Origin of the sequence: Pseudidiomarina taiwanensis (assembly GCF_003987435.1) — a bacterium.
GTDB classification, from domain to species: Bacteria; Pseudomonadota; Gammaproteobacteria; order Enterobacterales; family Alteromonadaceae; genus Pseudidiomarina; species Pseudidiomarina taiwanensis.
In genome coordinates, this window is the sequence record NZ_PIQG01000002.1 from 57,566 (window position 1) to 75,329 (window position 17,764).

Sequence of the window (17,764 nt, forward strand, 5' to 3'; positions counted from 1 at the left end):
GCTGAGTCAAACTGTTATGAAAATCGGACTACTGCTGCTAGCCCTCGGCGTGGGGATAAGTCATGCGGCCAGTGAGTTGATTACCAGTATCGATAAAAACCCGGTGTTAATTGGGGATAGCCTTATTATTACCGTGACTATCGATGATGATGTTGCAAACGACAATTTTAATCCCGATCAATGGCTGGGCGATTCATTCGAGGTCTTGAATGTGCGCACAAACCGTCGTACCTCGATGGTCAATAACCAATTTAACCGCACCACTAATTTCCTCGTCAGCGTCCGCGCACCACAACAACCGGGATATTATCGTATCCCCGCACTAAGCTTAGCCGGGGTGAGCTCTGATCCGATTGAAGTGAAGGTATTGCCATTATCTGAGGCTGAGCAAACGCAACAAAACCGTGATGCCTTTATTAAAGTTAGCTTGAGTGATGACAGCGTCTACGTACAGCAACAAGTGACCTTAGTCGCGCGCTTATATCTCGCAACGAATTTGCAAAGTGGCAATATCATCGCCCCACAGCTCGCCGATGCTGATATCGTGCAGCTGGGTAAGGATGAGGAAAGCTACGAGATCATCGACGGCAAACGCTTCCAAATCTTTCAGCGTAGTTACTTAATAACCCCACAGCGCTCGGGTCAAGTGATGATTCGCGGGCCAGTCTTCTCGGGACAAATTAGTGGTGATGACAGCACTGCTATTTTCTCCAGTTTTGCCACTGAAGCAGTCACTACGGCAACGCAAGATATTCCGCTTGAAGTTAAGCCTATCCCAGCAAACTGGCAAGGAGATTGGGTTCCGGCAGAGTTAGTCACCTTATCCGCTGAAATAGTCTCGGAAAATGCCGCTGTCCCGAGCCAAATTGAACAAGGGCAACCCCTTACCCTGCGTTATCGCTTAACTGGACTTGGCATCAAACCAGAGCAACTGCCCACGGTCCGCTTACCTGACCTAGACGGCGTAAGTATTTACCCTGAGCAACCGCAATCATCGAGTATGTTGCGTAATGGCCAAGTGATTGCCCAAAAAACCGTTGATATCACCATTATCCCGCGTCAAACCGGCCCGCTCAGCATCCCCGAAGTGCGTTTGCCTTGGTTCAACACGGCAATCGATAAAGGATCAGTTACCGCTAGTGAGAGCTTTAGCTTCACCGTAACCCCTGCGACCTCGCTGCAACCTGAGTTGCCGGCACAACCAGAACAACAGCAACCGGCTACATCAACAGCGACTGACATGATCCCGTCAACACCACCAGCGGGAACCGATACGTCTGAGGCAACGACGCCGCAACACCTGTGGTTTATCCTAACGCTCGCTTTTGCAAGCTTGTGGTTGTTGACGCTTGGCTGGACATTATTCCTCCGGCGGAAGCGCACTGAGCAGATCGCTGTGGCAGGTGCGAGCACGACTCAAGCGTCCATTCCGCCATCGTCAGCTGGCAAAGCCTGGCGACAGCTACAACAAGCTGCCAGCGCCAATCAAGCACGAGAAACCTTGGCGGCTATGCGCACTTGGACCGAACGCCAATTCCAGACCGGTCACCTTAATTTGAGCGGCTTGCGTGAGTTTTTTGCCGATAGTCCAGTTGCAACTCAGCTCGATTACTTACTTGCTTGTCAATACGGTACCAAGCCGAACGCTTGGCAAGAAGGGCGCGCTTTATTACGTGCTCTCAAAGCATTTCGGCAACAACAACCTGAACCGAAAGCAAGTGATATCCCAGAGCTATATCCGCGTAACAACAACTAGCAGATATAAAAAAGGCCGCAACTATAGCGGCCTTTTATTGCACTTCTTATTGCGCTTCTTAAACCATGTTACTCAGCTTCACGACCAAGTTGTAACTCGATATCCGCCTGCGCTCGTAAACTCGCTAACAGGGCTGCATAAACTTGCTGCGATTGGCTGCCGCTTAACTGCTCACGTAGCTGCGGAGTAACCGATTCGTCAGCTGTTCCAGCAGCAACCTCACTGAGTACCACCAAGGCAACATCACCGTTACCAAGGTTAGTGACTTCGGTTGTGCTTAGGTCACTCATCGGCGCATTCAAATCAAATAGAGTACGCAATACCGCTGCCGGATAATCCGCATTTTGCCGCGTCGCCGCAGTAATCTCAGTTAACTCGACTGTTTCACCGGCGAGCACCGCACTCGCTGCGTCTGCAGCGGCTTGTTCCGCAAGCTGCTGGGCCTTTTCTTGCAACAATGCCTGCTCAACCTGAGCCTGAACCTCAGCAAGTGGCTTCACCGTCTCGGCTTGATAGTCTGTGACACGCACTACAATCGACTGGGTATCACTCACTTCAATAAGATCGCTGTTCAAACCTTCCGCAATAAAATCTTGATCAAATACTTGCGCAAGCACCGCAGGGTGATTCAACGCAGTCGGCGCAGAGTTGCGGCTAAACCAATCGGCACTGCGCACCACTAGGTCAGTATCTTCAGCAATCGGCGCAAAAGTGTCTGGGATTTCAAACGCCTGTTCAGCAACCTGTTGTTGAAGCTCGTAGTATTGCTGTTTCACTTCACGATCGATCATATCGCTCATGATACTGTCACGAACTTCTTCAAACGGGGTCACTTCACCGGCAATGCGATCGGTTAACTGAATCAAATGAAAACCAAAGGTCGTTTCGACGATATCACTAACCTGACCAATCTCAGTCAGTGCGAATGCCGCTTCTTCAAAGTCAGGATCCATAGTGCCCTGCTCGATAAAGTCAAGATCACCGCCCTGCTCTGCTGAGAAAGTATCATCCGAGTACTGTGCAGCAAGCGTAGCAAAATCAGCACCCGCAGCAAGTTGCTGCTGCACGTCTCGCGCCCGAGCCTCGGCATCGTCACCTTCAAACAGAATATGTGAGAAACGTGATTGGCTCGCAGTTTCGTAGTTGCCACGGTTGTTGTCGTACCATTCACGAATCCTCGCTTCATCAACTTCCACGGCTTCCGCTAACGCGCCAGCGTCGATTTCAACAAACTCAGCCTTTACTTGCTCTGGCACGACAAAACGGTTTTGATTCGCCAAATACCAGCTGTTGATCTCTTCTTCAGTTAATTCGACTTGGCCTTTGTAATCATCAAGCTTAAAGGTGACATAGCCACCAGAACGCGTTTGATTCAACAAAGCCTGAATTTGCTCGACTTCGTTGGCAAGCACGAATTCGCTTTCTAGAATTCCTTCAAGCGCGGTGCTGCGCGCCAAATCAGCACGAAGATTTTCCGCAAATTGGTCGACACTCAAACCATTCTGTGCCAATACCAAACGATAGGTATCGTTATCGAACTGACCCGCTACTTGGAATGCAGGATAGTCACGGATCGCCTGTTTAACTTGTTCATTCGACATCCGAATGCCACTGTCACGGGCAAATTGCTCCAACAGCTTTTGATTCACTAGACTATCTAATACTTGTTGCCGCAAACGTTGATTAAACGATGGGTCAGCAGCGAGGGTGGCGTAAAAGTCACCAAACTGCTGCTCTTGGCGCAATCGTTCATTCTCAACTGCCCGATCAAACTGAACTCGGCTCACCTCTTCACCGTTGACCAAAGCAACCGCAGGCTCGGGTTGATTGGTGACATAGCTGCCAATCCCGAACAATGCGAAGGTCAAAGCGAGAAAAACCAGAATGGCTTTCACCACAAAACTTTGGGACCGCTCTCGAATACTGTCCAACATGCTCGATTAAACCTCAAAATAAGCAAAAAAACTGGCCAAGAGTATACCTTGTTCTCGCCAAAAAAATAACCCGAAGCGAAGCTTCGGGTTATAACTTTGTTAGTTGGCGGAACGGACGGGATTCGAACCCGCGACCCCCGGCGTGACAGGCCGGTATTCTAACCAGCTGAACTACCGCTCCGCGGGTATTAGTTCACTGCGTCTTTAAGTGCTTTACCAGCTTTGAATGCTGGAACTTTAGCTGCAGCGATTTGAATTGTTTGGCCAGTTTGTGGGTTACGACCAGTGCGAGCAGAACGCTCACGAACACTGAACGTACCGAAACCGACAAGTGCTACTTGCTCACCACTCTTCAATGCATCTGTTACTGCATCGATGAAAGAGTCTAAAGCACGACCAGCAGCAGCCTTCGAAATTTCTGCTCCATCTGCAATTTTGTCAACTAACTGAGACTTATTCACAGTATCATCCCCTTAGATTATTATTATCAAATTTGCATGGTTCCATATGCATGGGCCAGCGAAGTTTAATGCAAACGCCCCACTGTAAGGTTTGTTTGCTTCGGCGTTAGCGAGCGACTGCTATACGTTACCCTAACGCTAAAGTGTGGAGCCAAAACGTTTAGTTAGGTTTGTTCTGACCAATCACTTTGACTCTAGGCTACCACAACAATTTCAGTTGAGAACCCTTTTTCTTAATTTTTTTCACGAAAGAATGCGGTCTGTAGCGATTTTAGCCGTCTGAACCCCGCATTCTTTCGTTTTTTGGTTGTTTTTTAATCACTCACTCCGTGCTCAAGGGCGACTTGCAGCACTTCATCAATCCATTTAACTGGGCGAATATCGAGATCACCGATGACTTCAGAGCTGATTTCTTTCAAATCACGCTCATTATCTTTCGGAATCAGGACATGCTTAATACCGCCTCGGTGAGCTGCCAGCAGCTTCTCTTTCAAGCCACCAATGGCGAGTACTTCACCGCGCAGCGTGATCTCACCCGTCATCGCTACATCGGCACGCACAGGAATACCACTAAGGCTCGAGACCATGGCTGTCACCATCGCAATACCGGCACTTGGGCCGTCTTTAGGCGTGGCGCCTTCTGGCACGTGGACGTGCAAATCGCGCTTCTCGTAAAAATCGGGTTCAATTCCAAGTTTTTCGGCGCGGCTGCGGACTACGGTTAACGCGGTTTGAATCGACTCTTGCATCACTTCGCCTAATGAACCGGTAGAGGTCACTTTGCCTTTACCCGGCACATTGGTCGCTTCAATAGTCAGCAAATCGCCGCCGACTTCGGTCCAGGCGAGACCTGTCACCTGCCCAACTTGATTCGTCTCTTCTGCTTTGCCGTAATCAAACCGCTGCACGCCAAGGAAATCACTCAAGTTCTTTTGATTGATTTCAACATGCTTGACGCGCTTATCGAGGACGATTTTCTTCACTGCTTTACGACACAGCCGTGAGATTTCGCGCTCAAGGTTACGCACCCCAGCTTCGCGGGTGTAATAGCGAATAATTCCGACAATTGCATCATCAGTAATATTCACTTCTTTAGCTTTCAAACCGTTACGCTCAATTTGTTTTGGCAATAAATGGCGTTTCGCAATGTTCAGCTTTTCTTCTTCGGTATAACCCGACAACCGAATCACTTCCATCCGGTCGAGCAGCGGCCCAGGAATATTCATACTATTCGAGGTCGCAACGAACATTACATCTGACAGATCATAATCGACCTCAAGATAGTGGTCGTTAAAGTTGATATTTTGCTCTGGGTCTAAGACCTCGAGCAAAGCTGACGCCGGGTCACCCCGCATATCAGATGCCATCTTGTCGATTTCATCTAATAAAAACAGCGGATTGCGCACCCCAACTTTAGCCATTTTCTGAATTAATTTGCCCGGCATTGAGCCGATATAAGTACGGCGATGTCCCCGAATTTCAGCCTCATCCCGCACCCCACCGAGGGCCATGCGAATATATTTACGCCCAGTCGCCTTGGCAATCGACTGTCCCAGTGAGGTTTTGCCCACTCCTGGCGGTCCAACGAGACACAAAATAGCGCCACGAACTTTGCTAGTGCGCTGTTGTACCGCAAGATATTCGAGGATCCGCTCTTTAACTTTTTCTAAACCGTAATGGTCAGCATCCAAGATCTGCTCAGCTAAGGCCAAATCCTTTTTAATCCGTGAACGCTTTTTCCATGGCACCGAGACCATCCAATCAATGTAGCCACGCACGACTGTTGCTTCAGCTGACATCGGCGACATCATTTTCAGTTTCTGTAGTTCAGCCCGAGTTTTCTGCTCTGCCTCTTCTGGCATCTTGGCTTCGGCGATTTTGTTTTCGAGTGTTTCGAATTCATCTTGGCCATCTTCCATATCACCAAGTTCTTTTTGAATCGCTTTCATTTGCTCATTCAAATAGTACTCGCGCTGACTTTTCTCCATTTGCTTTTTAACGCGAGTGCGAATGCGCTTCTCGACCTGAAGCAGATCGATTTCACCTTCCATGAGCGCCATTAAATATTCAAGTCGCTCACGCACATCAATCAACTCAAGCACTTTTTGCTTGTCGTTCAGCTTCAATGGCATATGCGCAGCCATGGTATCCGCTAACCGATCCGCTTCATCGATCCCCGACAATGAGGTCAGAACTTCTGGCGGGATCTTTTTATTTAGTTTGACGTAACCCTCAAATTGATTCACCGCCGAGCGAATCATGACCTCTTCTTCTTTGTCATCCATCCGCTCTGAATGCAGCGGCGTGACCTGCGCACGGAAAAAGTCATCGGTTTGTTCAAACTCATCAAGCTGGGCGCGTTGCACCCCTTCAACCAGCACTTTGACAGTCCCATCAGGCAATTTAAGCAACTGCAAAATGGTCGCGATGGTGCCGGTGGTATGAATATCTTTTTGCTCCGGCTCATCCACCGAGGCATCCATTTGCGCAGACAAGAAGATTTGCTTATCAGCTTCCATTGCTGCTTCGAGGCAGCGAATCGACTTTTCCCGCCCAACAAAAAGGGGAATCACCATATGTGGATAAACCACAACATCGCGTAGTGGTAAAACCGGAATACTCAGGCGAGTGGCCTGCTGTTCGCTCATAATTTATCTCCGACTGAATCCATGGGGTCGTTAAACCTATCTTACCTGTTAATATGTGGTCCACCAGCGAAAGTTCAATGTTTTGCATAAAAAAAGGGCCAAAAAGGCCCTTTTTGCACATTTTTCATGCTAAATAGCGGTGTTATTCACCCGAAGCGTGTTTCTCTTTCTCTTCGAACAGCATAATCGGTTGTGATTCACCCTGCACAACGGATTCATCAATCACCACTTTGCTGACATCATCAAGAGACGGTAACTCATACATGGTATCGAGCAACACCCCTTCGACAATTGAGCGAAGTCCACGCGCCCCAGTTTTGCGTGCCATCGCTTTGCGAGCGATAGCGCGGAGCGCATCATCACGGAACTCTAACTCCACATCTTCCATCGCAAAGAGCGCAGCATACTGCTTGGTCAGTGCGTTTTTAGGTGAGCGTAAAATCTCAACTAAGGCATCCTCGTCTAACTCAGTTAAGGTCGCAAGCACCGGCAAACGGCCGATAAATTCTGGAATCAAACCAAACTTGACCAAGTCTTCAGGCTCAACTTTAGCAAGCGTCTCGCCTTCACTTTGTGGCTTTTTGCTCTTTACTTCAGCCCCGAACCCCATCCCAGTGCCAACACTGGTGCGCTGTTCGATGACTTTATCTAAGCCGGCAAAAGCGCCGCCACAAATAAACAAGATCTTTGAGGTATCGACCTGAACGAACTCTTGTTGCGGATGCTTACGTCCACCTTGCGGGGGAACCGCTGCAATGGTGCCTTCAACCAGTTTTAACAGAGCTTGCTGCACGCCTTCTCCCGATACATCACGGGTAATAGATGGATTATCTGACTTGCGCGAAATCTTATCGATCTCATCAATGTAGACAATACCACGCTCAGCTTTCTCAACATCGTAGTCGCACTTTTGCAGTAGCTTTTGAATGATGTTTTCAACATCTTCACCGACATAGCCCGCCTCAGTTAAGGTGGTCGCATCGGCCATCGTAAATGGAACATCTAAGTAGCGCGCCAGAGTTTCCGCCAGATAGGTTTTACCTGAGCCGGTCGGGCCAATCAGCAAAATATTACTCTTACCCAGCTCAACATTTTCGTCGCTATCTGAGCCTTTTCGGCTGGCATTCTGTAATCGCTTGTAATGGTTATAAACCGCAACGGCGAGAACCTTTTTTGCCAACTCTTGACCGATCACGTAGCCATCAAGATGCTCTCTAATTTCGCGCGGTGTCGGTAATTGCTGAGGCCCTTCACTGGGGGCGATACTTTGAATTTCTTCCGCCAAAATATCATTACACAGTTCGACACACTCATCGCAAATATAGACAGAAGGCCCAGCAATCAGTTTTTTAACCTCCTGCTGACTCTTACCACAAAATGTACACAACAAAGGTTTATCACCTGTATCTTGTGGGGTATCTGACATCTTATGCTCCAGCTCGTTTACTTAAAATTGCATCAACGACACCATACTCCACTGCATCTTCGGCGCTCATGAAGTAGTCACGGTCGGTATCTTTCGCAACTTGCTCGTAATCACGCCCGGTGTTTTCCGCTAACATCCGGTTCATCTTCTCTTTAATGTCGAGAATCTGACGGGCGTGAATTTCAAAATCTGAGGCTTGCCCTTGGAAGCCACCGAGCGGTTGGTGGATCATCACCCGAGAATTAGGTAAACAGTAGCGTTTGCCTTTTTCACCGCCAGCTAACAAGAACGCGCCCATACTGGCCGCTTGCCCCATACAAACCGTGCTCACCGCCGGTTTGATAAATTTCATGGTATCGTAAATCGCCATCCCAGCAGTGACCACACCACCAGGCGAGTTGATATACAGGTAGATATCTTTATCAGGGTTATCAGACTCTAAGAAGAGTAACTGTGCGACGATCAAATTCGCCATATGTTCTTCAATTTGACCACAGCAGAAAATAACGCGCTCTTTTAACAAACGCGAATAGATATCGAACGAACGCTCGCCCCGCGAGGTTTGCTCGATCACCATCGGGACAAGGGCAGCCATAGGTGACTGAGTAGACTCCGACATAAATACAAACTCCTGAAATAAAAATGGCCCGTACAGTTACGAGCCATTAAAGCAAGTTGTCCTTGACTCCGTCAATGACGGAAGGATTATTTCTTTGGATTCATCAGCGCGTCAAATGACGTCTTTTTCGCCTTAACTTTGGCTTTTTCCAAAATGAAATCAATCGCTTGTTCTTCGAGCGCAGCGTTGCGAACTTGTTGCATTAACTGCTCATTCGCCTTGTAGTACGCAACCACTTCGGCTGGATCTTCATAAGCAGACGCTTGAGTTGCAATCATTTCATCAACTTTCGCTTCGTCAACTTTAAGTTCGTTGCCACGAATCACTTCGCCGAGCAACAAACCAACCTTAACGCGCTCTTTCGCCTGCTCTTCAAATAAGTTTGCTGGCAATTCTGGCATTTGCGCGCCTTGTGCGCCGCCGAAACGCTGCATTGTTTGCTTACGCAACGCATCGATTTCCTGATCAATCATGGCTTTTGGTAAATCAACTTCGTTGTGCTCAACCAAGCCTTTCAAGACTTGCTCTTTGATTTTACCTGAAACCGAGTTTTTCAGTTCACGTTCCATGTTCTTACGAACTTCAGCTTTAAGCGCTTCAACACCACCTTCAGTTACCCCAAACTGAGCCACGAACTCGTCGTTTAACTCCGGTAACTTGCGCTCTTCAACTTTCTTCGCAGTAATCACGAATTGCGCGGCTTTACCTTTAAGGTTTTCTGCATGGTAGTCTTCTGGGAAAGTGACTTCAATCGTCTTCTCTTCACCTGTCTTCATGCCGATGATCTGGTCTTCGAAGCCTGGAATCATGTTGCCAGAGCCGAGTTCGAGAGCGTAATCAGACGCCTTCCCACCTTCGAATTCTTCGCCGTCAATCGAACCAACGAAATCGATTGTGATGCGCTCACCTTTTTTAGACTTACGCTTCACTTCTTTCCACTCGCCATGTTGCTTACGCAAAGTTTCCATCATGTTATCGACATCTTTGTCGGTGACTTCAACTTCTGGCTTCTCGATAGTGATTTTATCGAGCGCTTGTACAGTGACTTCTGGATAGACTTCAAAAGTTGCGACGAACTCTAAATCTTGGCCTGCTTCATTGACTTTTGGCTCGATGCTAGGTGCCCCAACTGGGTTAATTTTTTCCTGCATCATGGCTTCAAAATATTTGCTCTGCATCAAGTTTGACGCGGCGCGCGCACGCGCTTCTTTGCCGAACAGCTTTTGTAATACGTTCGGTGGCACTTTGCCCTTGCGGAAACCGTTGATGCGGCGATTACGATACTCGTCTTTTAATAGACGCTTAACTTCATTATCGATAACTTCAGCCGGCACAGTAATCGTCGCGCGGCGCTCTAATCCTTGGGTTGTCTCTACAGAAACCTGCATTACTTTTTTACCTCGGCTTCACTAATGGCCTTGAGCCCTCAATGGTCGGGACCCCTCAAAATGACGCCGCATTATAGCGAGAGGATAAGCGGTAGTCGAGAGTCCACCGCTATTTTTTGTGCTCAGTTGGTTTAAAACCCGCCGTTGATCACACCACCGGCAGTATCAGCGAAGGAGACGGTGCCTGCAGCCGCATCATAAATTACGCGGCAACTGGCCGTGCCCCGACCGCATACTTGGCCACGAATATTCGAGCCGGTCGAACCGCGGCCATCAAAGACGCGCAATTTATCGAGTTGGGCCGCTAAGTCGATCACATAATCCTGTGTTTCGATTCGCGCCGCGCTCACCGTAATGACTTCCATCGCCTGTTCATTTTCAATTTGGTAACGCTCAGCGATTTCATTTACAACGCGCATCGATAAGGTCTGCTTTTGCTCAGCTAAAGCTGCACTGCCGACCAGACCTTCTAAACGCTGCTCACTCTCGCGATAATTCGAGCGAGCCAGAAAAGCATACAGCTCAGCCGCTCGTTCAATATCTTGAGGAGTGCCAAGACCGGCTGCTTTGAGTTGCGCAAGCAAATACATTGACGGCTTGTAAAGCTCTTCTGCAGCGCGCTCTAAGTCCGCCACTGTGGCAGAGTTATCCGTGGCTGTTTCGCTGAAATTACGGATCGCCCGTTCATGCAAAGCAGTTAAAAAGCCACGGTCAGCAGCACGATTTAATGCTTCGGTGGCGGCATTCAGATCTTGTTCAAAGATAAAGCCATCGCGCAGCCAACGAGAGTAGATATGCCAGGCACGCAGGTCTTGATTGCGCAAGGCGCGTTTTAGATGCTGACGCGCTAAGGTGTGGTTCAAAGGAACGCCGTCCCCGGTCGCATAAGCAAGCGCCACAATAACTTGTGCATCAGGGCTACCATTAAGCGAGAACCGCACCAGCTCAGCCATCGCCTCAGAACATTCATCCGAGGTACATTCCATTTCATCAGCCATAATCACTGTCGGGGTGAGTAAGAGCGTCATGGCAAACATCAAGCTAAAAATAAAAGACGAGCGCATATTAAACATCCTGCATTGTTATCAGAATGTTAGTATGAACAGAGTAATACTGTTTTGCAAAACGAAGAAAAGTAACAAAACGTGAAAAGATGGTCGGCGAGACTGGATTCGAACCAGCGACCCCTTGTACCCAAAACAAGTGCGCTACCAAGCTGCGCTACTCGCCGCCACAGAATCTTAGGATTTTTTTGAAATGGGGTGGCTGATGGGATTCGAACCCACGACCACCGGAATCACAATCCGGGGCTCTACCAACTGAGCTACAGCCACCACAACAAAAGAGACAATTTGTGCCAGGGCATAAATGGCGCACCCGGCAGGATTCGAACCTGCGACCGACGGCTTAGAAGGCCGTTGCTCTATCCAGCTGAGCTACGGGCGCATGTCATCCAACGCGAAAATGGTCGGCGAGACTGGATTCGAACCAGCGACCCCTTGTACCCAAAACAAGTGCGCTACCAAGCTGCGCTACTCGCCGACATTTCGTGTAAACCCGTGCAGGACGCGGCCTGACAACGGGGGCGAATAATACCCATTGCGCTATGAAGCGTCAAACATTTTTTTCTAATTCGCGTGCGACTGCCCAATTTTACAGCAATTCAAATCCAACTGCAGTCATAGTCGGTTTCTCTGTGCTCGCGCGTAACAGTTTCACCTGACCGAAAAACATGAGAAAATAGCATCTTCTTCAAAGCTTCATCTTCTTGCTGTTAGGGAAACATTCATGTCGGCGCAAACTATCGATGGGAAAAAAGTGGCTCAACAAGTGCGTGATCAAGTCCGCGAACGCGTCGCCGCACGCGTAAGTCAGGGTTATCGGGCTCCAGGTCTAGCGGTCGTGCTAGTGGGCCGCGACCCCGCCTCGCAGGTGTATGTTGGCAGTAAACGCCGTGCCTGCGAAGAGGTTGGAATTACCTCAAAAGCCTTTGACCTTCCCGCCACCACCTCCCAAGCTGAACTTGAACAACTCATCGATAAACTTAATCAAGACCCTGAAGTGGATGGCATTTTAGTCCAGCTACCGCTACCTGAAGGGCTCGATTCTCAAGCTATTTTAGAGCGGATTAACCCGTTTAAAGATGTCGATGGCTTCCACCCTTTTAATATGGGCCGCTTAGCTCAACGTAACCCTGCATTACGACCTTGTACTCCACGGGGCGTGATTACCTTGCTCGAGACGACTGGGGTTGATCTCCATGGTTTGCATGCAGTCGTCGTCGGCGCTTCAAATATCGTCGGCCGCCCAATGGCGCTTGAACTCTTGCTCGCTGGGGCAACCACCACCGTCTGTCACCGCTTTACCCATGATCTTGAACATCATGTTCGCCAAGCGGATTTAGTAGTGGTCGCAGTGGGTAAACCGAATTTCGTCCCAGGTGACTGGATCAAGCCAGGTGCAATTGTCATCGATGTTGGCATCAATCGCCGCGCTGATGGCAGCCTCTGCGGCGATGTTGAATATGCTATCGCAGCTGAGCGCGCTGCGTTTATCACCCCTGTCCCGGGCGGCGTTGGTCCAATGACGGTAGCTACGCTTATGCAAAATACCCTGCAGGCCTGCGACACCTGGCATAATCCAATCGCCTAAGTCATTCTGGAAGCACCAAGCGATCGCTCAACATTGGGCTACTCACTTGGTGCTGCAAACCCCATAAAGGTATCCCAACAAGCTGTTGACGGGCTCGACAAAAACGCTGAGCCGGATGCTTTGATTGCGCTGCCACCCAGCTAAAAAATGTACCAATGAGGGGAAGCCGTAAGGGCTGGCACCAGCGGATCCGCAAAGTTAAAGTTCGTGCTCGCTGTTCAAGCTCAGGTTGAGTCGAAAGCTGATAACGTAGAGGCAAATGTGACCATGGGATGACGCGTTGCTTATCCTTAGTGACTGCCAACTGCCGTTCAGCTTCACCAAACTCCATAATTTTCAAAGCCGCAATTTGTTTCACCCACAAACGCTGCTGTAAATAAGCGCGACCGAGTTCGACCGTGGCACCGCTGCGCATCGACGCCAGCGCTTGGGGCTCAACTCCTAACATCGCCGCGGCTAATTCCGCCTCGGCGACCGCTACTTGCCCTTGTTGTAATGCAGCAGAGCGCGCCGCTTGCGCACTTGCCACTTGCAGCATTTGTTGCGCCCAAATCAGCCACAGGATTTGGAGCACCGCGAAACTGATAAACAACAGCAAAGGTAACGCGAGTAACGCCTCAACCACAGCTTGTCCTTTGTAGCGACCAAACTTAACCACAACGCCCTTGAGCAACGCAACTGTTCCAAAGAGCCTGGAGCAGGTCCAGCTGCTGCTTCAATTGCAGCAAACTCCCTTCTGGGCTGATCAAGGAGTCTACCTCGAGATGCTCAATGCGGGCATGCGTTGCGCTAAAGTCGCTGGTTTGGACCAAATCACTTTGCACCATAGTCACACTCGCTGAAGTAGCTTGCAATTGACTCACATTCGTTAGCGCATGACCGTTCATCTGCAAATCAACCTGCATCTCGTTTAACTCTGGCTGCTGCGGCTGTGGCTGCCGATGTAAAAACCGTTCGGCATTCGCGACTTGGCTATAATCTGGCTCTAACACTTCGATAAAAACTTGCTCTTGTACGGCCCGAGCACCTGGCAACTGACTTGCGAACCAGCGCGCCTCTGCATGATTTGGCGCAGCAATTTGTAACTGTAGATGCTCTGCCTGCGGTAACACTTGCCAAGTTTGTTGCCACGGCTCAACAAATCCGGAGCTGCCATCCGGATGGCTTAGTTGACTCAAATCACTCGGTACTTTGTGAGTTTGCTGCCACTGTGTTTGCAACGCAGATATCAATAATTCCGTGTCGTAGACCCACGTTTGACGGGTGCTCAATTGTTGCTGTTGAGCATACCATTGGCCTAAGAACATCAAGCCAACCCCAATCAAGGTGAGCGCCACGATCAACTCAAGTAGAACAAATCCAGTTACTTTATGGTCGCGCTTTGTCGCCATCTTTGCTGCCTCTCTTGATAGGCTTGCCATCTCTGCTGCGCAATTTGATGCTGACGTTGCGCCAGCATCAAACTCCCTTCTACCACAGCTGCTGTAGATAAACTCTGTGACCAGTACCAAAAGCCTCCGCTAACCGTGCTCAGTATCAGCAACGCAAAAATCAACTCCAGCAGCAATCCACCCGCTTGTCGTTTCATCCTTGGAAGCGCACGACCAAGGCGCCGGCACTGTAACTTGCATCGAGAGCGTAGTCAGCGAAATCACGAGCCAGACGCGCGCCTTCAGCATTCTCATCAATGCCATCAAGGGTGACGACGTAACGGGTGGGGTCGGAGCCATCAACCTCAACATTGACATCACCCCCCCAAGGGTTGAGACCCACACCATCGCCCCAATTTTGTGGTACTGCAGCAATACCCGACATTGACGCTAAGCTAATGCCGCTATAGGTACCGTCGCGCGGGCGCCACAATGCTGAACCTGACTGAATGGTGATAATTTGGCTTTTCGCCTCACTCACTCGAGCATTGCCCAACGCCCAATCTCGGACCGTTAAGGAGCCAATTGTGGCGATCGCAATGATCGATAACACTGTGAGCACTTCAATGAAGGTAAATCCCTTTACTTGTTTCATCTTACTTTCCTTTTGATTCACATCAGACCAATTGAGTCTGCTGAGTTAATTGCATGAGCATAGTCCCCATGCCACCGACTGCTACCCCAAGACAACTAAAGATCATGAGATAACAGAAACTTTGTAAGCCTTGCCGCAAGCGCGCTAAACTCGCTACCGCATCATTTGCCGCATACCCCGCAACGCGGGCCAGAGTCGCCTGCTCCGTTGCACTGCGACTCGCATTGGCTAGGCGGAACAACATTCGGGGCGCCAGTAAGCCAACATTCAATAATTGCGCTAGCTCCTTTTCACCGTTGTTAAGACGGCTTTGAATCAACCGACAGGCGCGCGCAAGGAGCCCTCCAGCTCGAATTTGCATCGCGTTAACCGCCCGATTGAGATTCACTTGCGCGGCCAATAGCACGGTTAATGTTTGCAGTAACTCAACCGCGATAAAATAACGTTGCACTCGAAAGGCGCCATAGTTTACCAGCCATTGGTAACTGCTAAGGCGTTGCAGCGCGCCACTTGGGACACCACACACCCAAATCAATAGCAGTAATAACGCCAGCAACACTGCCGTGACCAGTAATGGTTGGCTCAGCCAATACAGGGCTTGAGCTAATTCTGGCCAAGCGCTGATCGGAAGATTAGTTGCTAATTTGGGTAACACGGTTTGGCCGATAAAAAACACGGCTAGCACGGCAATAAATAACATAATCGCGGGATATAGCAGGGGCCGAATAAACTGCTGCAGAGCTTGGCTACGTTGCAGCTGCGCGGCGCCATAACGGGCGAGCAGTTGCGGTAACTGACCGCTGCGCTCACCGACATCGACTAACATTAATAAGTCAGCATTAATAAACGGCGTGAGAGCTGCTGCGAGCGGCTCACCGCGTTGTAGTGCGCTGGCGACCTGCTGTGCAAATTGACGTTCCCCGCGCAGGTTTTGGGTTTGTGCATGACGTGCAAGTTGTGCTGTCGCTTGTAATGGACTCAAGCCATCTTGCAAAGCGAGGGCAAAATCCTCTAACAGCTCAAGTTGCCGTGCCTTACTCAGTTGCTTCATGATTTGCCTCACTGGCCTTGAGCTGGGTTTCAATTGACTGCCAGCCTTGCTCGACTAATTGCTGGAAATAACGTGCGAGCTGTCCCTCACGAAAGGCTTGTGCAAAAGCCTGGTCGCAATCAATCCATTCATAAACTAACCGTCGACCACTTGCGCCAACACCGTGACAGTGGTCACAAACAGGATTATTACCCAGACAATGCGGACAGCGAATGCTCACCAGCCGCTGCGCAATAATGCCTCGCAGCACTCCTGGTTGGGCTAAATTTGCCGCACTCAAACCAAGATCAAGTAACCGCTGTGCCGCCCCAGCGCAATCATGCGCGTGCAAGGTTGCCGTCACAATATGCCCAGTCAACGCCGCTGAGTAGGCCGCCTGCGCAGTCTTTTCGTCGCGAATCTCGCTAATCGAGATAAGATCAGGATCCTCGCGCAAGGCAACTTTCACCATGTTGGCAAAATTCAACTCAGGATGCTCAGCAAGCACTGGCTTTTGCTCGATCTGTGGCTGTACAATTTCGATCGGGTCTTCAAGCGAAATTGCCTTTTGCGCACTCGATAGCTGTAGATTTAATCCTGCTAGGGTGGTGGTTTTCCCCTGCCCAGTTGCGCCAATCACTAAAATCAGTCCGCTTTTTTGCTGCAACCAACTCGCAACCGCGCGACAAACAGCTGGTTCAAAACCTAACTGAGCCAGAGTTAACACTTCGGCCTGTTCATTTTGAATCCGCATGGTTACCGCAAAGCCTAATCGCGTCGGTGACTTCTGGACGCGCAGGCGCAGTGCCAGCGGTCGCTCACGAACAATGACAGTTAAGCGAATACTGGCACTAGATAAACTTTGCTCAGAGTAAAGCTCGTGAAAATCGTCTGAACGCGTATTTAAGGCCGCGGCGATAGCAGCACTCATCAGTTCGCGTGGTCGCTCAGTTCGTTGTACCAAAGCTCCATGCACCCGAAATGCGACGGTCGCTTGTTGCGGCTCAAACAGCAAATGAATATCCGAAGCCGCATAGACCAATGCTTGTTGAACCAAGTCTTCTAAGGCCTGATGCGCTCGACTACGTTGTTGCTCGGTGACCAAGCTGCGGCGTTGAACTTCCTGACTGGCCACCGCGTCATGCAATAACTTGCGAATTTCATGAGCAGGAGAGCAAAGCTGCGCTTTGATGTGCGCCCCAGAGCGTTCCATCAGTACACAAATGTTATTTAATTCCAGTGCTCGATAATGCCAAGCCGAAGGCGACACTACTAACACCCCATCTTTGGTGACTAAGGCTGCAACATCTTGCTCATCAGCCTCAGAAATTGCCAGGCAGTAAGGCAACATAGGTTCCGCCAGTTGCTGCCAATGCCATTGCTCTAAACCGACTGTTTTCATCTTAATTCCCCCAACCGACTGAGCATTTTTTGCTGGCCATCGTAACGCGCGTAAACTGCATCATCCTCACGCCAAAGATATAACCCAGAGGGATGTTCAAACGCTAACGGTAACTGCAATAATTGTTGCTGCCAAACCACCACCGCTAATGCTTTATCTGCGGTTTCAATCAGTCCTTGCCACTGCAATGTTGCCAGCGGATTCGCTGCAACTGGCGCATGTTGCAGTTGTGCCATCGCATGTTTAGCTTGCGCGACTTGCAGCGCATACTGAGCCTGCTGCGCTTGCAATTGTGCTCGGCGCTCGCGCAACTCTTCGGTACGAATCGCTTTAAGCTGCTCGCTATGGTTGGCGCTTGGTGGTGCGACACTCACCAATTCAGTTCCTAATAACAACACCAGTGCGGTGATCATACGATGGGTT

Annotated in this window: 16 protein-coding genes and 5 tRNA genes; 2 read left to right on the forward strand and 19 right to left on the reverse strand. The window is 49.7% G+C overall.

Annotated features, from left to right (window positions below; translation table 11 throughout):
- Positions 1 to 16 precede the first annotated feature (16 nt).
- Positions 17 to 1,756, forward strand: a complete 1,740-nt coding sequence (locus CWI83_RS04200; RefSeq protein ID WP_126826190.1) for a BatD family protein — start codon at positions 17 to 19, stop codon at positions 1,754 to 1,756.
- A gap of 68 nt (positions 1,757 to 1,824) precedes the next feature.
- On the opposite strand, the gene CWI83_RS04205 is transcribed toward CWI83_RS04200, so the two are convergent.
- From CWI83_RS04205 to CWI83_RS04260, 12 genes are all read right to left on the reverse strand, one after another.
- A complete protein-coding gene (locus CWI83_RS04205) occupies positions 1,825 to 3,690 on the reverse strand; it encodes a SurA N-terminal domain-containing protein (protein ID WP_126826192.1) in 1,866 nt (621 codons plus the stop codon).
- 104 nt (positions 3,691 to 3,794) lie between these two features.
- A tRNA-Asp gene (locus CWI83_RS04210) sits at positions 3,795 to 3,871 on the reverse strand.
- A gap of 7 nt (positions 3,872 to 3,878) precedes the next feature.
- Complete coding sequence (hupB, locus tag CWI83_RS04215; RefSeq protein ID WP_126826195.1) at positions 3,879 to 4,151, reverse strand: nucleoid-associated protein HU-beta; 273 nt, start codon at positions 4,149 to 4,151, stop codon at positions 3,879 to 3,881.
- Positions 4,152 to 4,465: 314 nt separating this feature from the next.
- Entirely contained in the window at positions 4,466 to 6,799 is a 2,334-nt protein-coding gene (lon, locus tag CWI83_RS04220; protein WP_126826198.1) for an endopeptidase La, read from the reverse strand.
- Positions 6,800 to 6,941: 142 nt separating this feature from the next.
- Positions 6,942 to 8,225: an ATP-dependent protease ATP-binding subunit ClpX gene (gene clpX / locus CWI83_RS04225; RefSeq protein ID WP_126826201.1), complete on the reverse strand. Its 1,284-nt coding sequence runs from the start codon at positions 8,223 to 8,225 to the stop codon at positions 6,942 to 6,944.
- Position 8,226: 1 nt separating this feature from the next.
- Positions 8,227 to 8,844 (reverse strand): ATP-dependent Clp endopeptidase proteolytic subunit ClpP, encoded by a 618-nt coding sequence (gene clpP / locus CWI83_RS04230; RefSeq protein ID WP_126826204.1) that lies wholly within the window; start codon positions 8,842 to 8,844, stop codon positions 8,227 to 8,229.
- 86 nt (positions 8,845 to 8,930) lie between these two features.
- Positions 8,931 to 10,232, reverse strand: coding sequence for a trigger factor (gene tig / locus CWI83_RS04235; RefSeq protein WP_126826207.1), 1,302 nt, complete (start codon positions 10,230 to 10,232; stop codon positions 8,931 to 8,933).
- Between the two features lie 131 nt (positions 10,233 to 10,363).
- Complete coding sequence (locus tag CWI83_RS04240) at positions 10,364 to 11,296, reverse strand: tetratricopeptide repeat protein (protein WP_157980361.1); 933 nt, start codon at positions 11,294 to 11,296, stop codon at positions 10,364 to 10,366.
- Between the two features lie 90 nt (positions 11,297 to 11,386).
- Positions 11,387 to 11,463: transfer RNA gene (locus CWI83_RS04245), tRNA-Pro, on the reverse strand.
- A 27-nt stretch (positions 11,464 to 11,490) separates the two neighbouring features.
- A tRNA-His gene (locus CWI83_RS04250) sits at positions 11,491 to 11,566 on the reverse strand.
- A 35-nt stretch (positions 11,567 to 11,601) separates the two neighbouring features.
- A tRNA-Arg gene (locus tag CWI83_RS04255) sits at positions 11,602 to 11,678 on the reverse strand.
- 19 nt (positions 11,679 to 11,697) lie between these two features.
- Positions 11,698 to 11,774, reverse strand: a tRNA-Pro gene (locus CWI83_RS04260).
- A 246-nt stretch (positions 11,775 to 12,020) separates the two neighbouring features.
- On the opposite strand from CWI83_RS04260, the gene folD reads away from it, so the two are divergent.
- Positions 12,021 to 12,884: a bifunctional methylenetetrahydrofolate dehydrogenase/methenyltetrahydrofolate cyclohydrolase FolD gene (gene folD, locus CWI83_RS04265; protein WP_126826214.1), complete on the forward strand. Its 864-nt coding sequence runs from the start codon at positions 12,021 to 12,023 to the stop codon at positions 12,882 to 12,884.
- Between the two features lies 1 nt (position 12,885).
- On the opposite strand, the gene CWI83_RS04270 is transcribed toward folD, so the two are convergent.
- The 7 genes from CWI83_RS04270 to CWI83_RS04300 are packed head-to-tail and all read right to left on the reverse strand — an operon-like array spanning position 12,886 to position 17,754.
- Positions 12,886 to 13,542 (reverse strand): TadE/TadG family type IV pilus assembly protein, encoded by a 657-nt coding sequence (locus CWI83_RS04270; RefSeq protein WP_157980362.1) that lies wholly within the window; start codon positions 13,540 to 13,542, stop codon positions 12,886 to 12,888.
- Complete coding sequence (locus tag CWI83_RS04275) at positions 13,535 to 14,275, reverse strand: type II secretion system protein (protein WP_126826219.1); 741 nt, start codon at positions 14,273 to 14,275, stop codon at positions 13,535 to 13,537. Before CWI83_RS04275 ends, CWI83_RS04270 begins: the two co-directional genes overlap by 8 nt.
- Positions 14,248 to 14,472 (reverse strand): hypothetical protein, encoded by a 225-nt coding sequence (locus tag CWI83_RS04280; RefSeq protein WP_126826222.1) that lies wholly within the window; start codon positions 14,470 to 14,472, stop codon positions 14,248 to 14,250. The genes CWI83_RS04275 and CWI83_RS04280 overlap by 28 nt, the downstream gene beginning before the upstream one ends.
- The gene (locus CWI83_RS04285) at positions 14,469 to 14,909 is read right to left on the reverse strand and encodes a type II secretion system protein (protein ID WP_126826225.1); all 441 of its coding nucleotides are present in this window, start codon (positions 14,907 to 14,909) and stop codon (positions 14,469 to 14,471) included. Before CWI83_RS04285 ends, CWI83_RS04280 begins: the two co-directional genes overlap by 4 nt.
- 22 nt (positions 14,910 to 14,931) lie before the next feature.
- Complete coding sequence (locus tag CWI83_RS04290) at positions 14,932 to 15,960, reverse strand: type II secretion system F family protein (protein WP_126826228.1); 1,029 nt, start codon at positions 15,958 to 15,960, stop codon at positions 14,932 to 14,934.
- Complete coding sequence (locus tag CWI83_RS04295; RefSeq protein ID WP_126826231.1) at positions 15,944 to 17,341, reverse strand: GspE/PulE family protein; 1,398 nt, start codon at positions 17,339 to 17,341, stop codon at positions 15,944 to 15,946. The genes CWI83_RS04290 and CWI83_RS04295 overlap by 17 nt, the downstream gene beginning before the upstream one ends.
- Entirely contained in the window at positions 17,338 to 17,754 is a 417-nt protein-coding gene (locus CWI83_RS04300) for a hypothetical protein (protein WP_126826234.1), read from the reverse strand. Before CWI83_RS04300 ends, CWI83_RS04295 begins: the two co-directional genes overlap by 4 nt.
- Positions 17,755 to 17,764 lie beyond the last annotated feature (10 nt).

Coding starts and splice junctions, on each gene's coding strand:
- CWI83_RS04200 (WP_126826190.1), top strand. CDS start 17: ATGAAAATCGGACTACTGCTGCTAGCCCTCGGCGTGGGGATAAGTCAT.
- CWI83_RS04205 (WP_126826192.1), bottom strand. CDS start 3,690: ATGTTGGACAGTATTCGAGAGCGGTCCCAAAGTTTTGTGGTGAAAGCC.
- lon (WP_126826198.1), bottom strand. CDS start 6,799: ATGAGCGAACAGCAGGCCACTCGCCTGAGTATTCCGGTTTTACCACTA.
- clpX (WP_126826201.1), bottom strand. CDS start 8,225: ATGTCAGATACCCCACAAGATACAGGTGATAAACCTTTGTTGTGTACA.
- clpP (WP_126826204.1), bottom strand. CDS start 8,844: ATGTCGGAGTCTACTCAGTCACCTATGGCTGCCCTTGTCCCGATGGTG.
- tig (WP_126826207.1), bottom strand. CDS start 10,232: ATGCAGGTTTCTGTAGAGACAACCCAAGGATTAGAGCGCCGCGCGACG.
- CWI83_RS04240 (WP_157980361.1), bottom strand. CDS start 11,296: ATGCGCTCGTCTTTTATTTTTAGCTTGATGTTTGCCATGACGCTCTTA.
- folD (WP_126826214.1), top strand. CDS start 12,021: ATGTCGGCGCAAACTATCGATGGGAAAAAAGTGGCTCAACAAGTGCGT.
- CWI83_RS04275 (WP_126826219.1), bottom strand. CDS start 14,275: ATGGCGACAAAGCGCGACCATAAAGTAACTGGATTTGTTCTACTTGAG.
- CWI83_RS04280 (WP_126826222.1), bottom strand. CDS start 14,472: ATGAAACGACAAGCGGGTGGATTGCTGCTGGAGTTGATTTTTGCGTTG.
- CWI83_RS04285 (WP_126826225.1), bottom strand. CDS start 14,909: ATGAAACAAGTAAAGGGATTTACCTTCATTGAAGTGCTCACAGTGTTA.
- CWI83_RS04290 (WP_126826228.1), bottom strand. CDS start 15,960: ATGAAGCAACTGAGTAAGGCACGGCAACTTGAGCTGTTAGAGGATTTT.
- CWI83_RS04295 (WP_126826231.1), bottom strand. CDS start 17,341: ATGAAAACAGTCGGTTTAGAGCAATGGCATTGGCAGCAACTGGCGGAA.
- CWI83_RS04300 (WP_126826234.1), bottom strand. CDS start 17,754: ATGATCACCGCACTGGTGTTGTTATTAGGAACTGAATTGGTGAGTGTC.